General features: G+C 54.4%; 1 protein-coding gene. It reads left to right on the top strand.

Going from position 1 to position 1,192, the window contains the following annotated elements; translation table 11 throughout:
* Positions 1-210 precede the first annotated feature (210 nt).
* Positions 211-1,161, top strand: a complete 951-nt coding sequence (locus tag B3C1_RS19155; protein ID WP_008486886.1) for an IS110 family RNA-guided transposase — start codon at positions 211-213, stop codon at positions 1,159-1,161.
* Positions 1,162-1,192 lie beyond the last annotated feature (31 nt).

The raw sequence follows: 1,192 nt of genomic DNA, 5'->3' as shown, positions 1-1,192 counted from the left end.
CTTGTATGGTTGATTCTGCTCGATTTTGGGTAAATTGGAGGCCCACCCTCAACGGCCATTGAGGGCCTTTATGCAGCAGCTCGGTGATTGGCCGGCTCCTCTTGCGAGAGACCGATAACAAGTGGGTAGCGCTGCATAACTCCGAAGCGATAACTCGAACAGTCATCGGGGCCTCGAGCCCGCATAGCAAGGCAGAGTCAGCTTATTACCATGAACGACAAAAACCAACTTCAGATCCATGTCGGCGTCGATGTCGGCAAGTCCAAACTGGACATCGCCTTTCATCCTTTGGACCTCCATTTCAGCGTGCCCAACGACGAGGAACACATCCAGAAGATCATCCCGATCCTCAAGCAGCACCACGTGCAAAGCATCATGGTTGAGGCGACGGGCCGCTATGAACATGCCCTGGTCTTCGCCTGCGACAAAGCCGAACTCCCGATCATCGTCGTCAACCCCATCCAAGTTCGCCGCTTCGCCCAGGTTATCGGCGTGCTGGCCAAGCCCGACAAGATAGATGCAGCCGTTATTGCCCGCTTCGCTGCCACCATTCGGCCCGAGTTCAAACCTATCCCTGATGAACAATCCAGGTTAATCAAAGATTTACTAATCAGGCGGACACAGCTCCTAGAGATGTCCATCATGGAGAAAAACCGCCTGCAGATCCTCCCCAAGGCGCTCCATGCCTCGATAACGGCATTGCTGAAGACCCTGGAAAAGCAAATCGAGGCCATCACCAAGCAGTTGGATATCCTGGTCGTGCAGGCCAAGCACTGGCGCACCAAGTCCGAGATCCTGACCAGCGTCCCCGGTGTAGGTAAAGTATTGGCTTATACCTTGCTCAGCGAACTGCCGGAACTGGGTAATCTCAATCGCAAGGAGATAGCCGCCTTGGTCGGTGTGGCGCCGATGAACAAGGAGAGCGGCTCATACCAAGGCAAACGCCGTATCCGAGGAGGCCGCCACCGGGTACGTACCGTGATGTTCATGGCCATGATGTCGGCCATTCAATGCAACCCGGTTTTCAGCCGCTACTATGCCCATCTGAAGGCTGTCGGGAAGCTTCCCAAAGTGGCGCTCATCGCCTGCATGCGTAAGCTCATCGTCATCCTCAACACCATGGTCAAGAATGGCGAGAAATGGTGCAAAAAAGCGGCCTAATCTATTGACGAAATGCCACAGTCACTTGTTA

It is taken from the genome of Gallaecimonas xiamenensis 3-C-1, from assembly GCF_000299915.1.
Lineage (GTDB): Bacteria > Pseudomonadota > Gammaproteobacteria > Enterobacterales > Gallaecimonadaceae > Gallaecimonas > Gallaecimonas xiamenensis.
The sequence above is the reverse complement of the archived record's forward strand: the minus strand, read 5'-3'. Positions and strand labels throughout refer to the sequence as shown.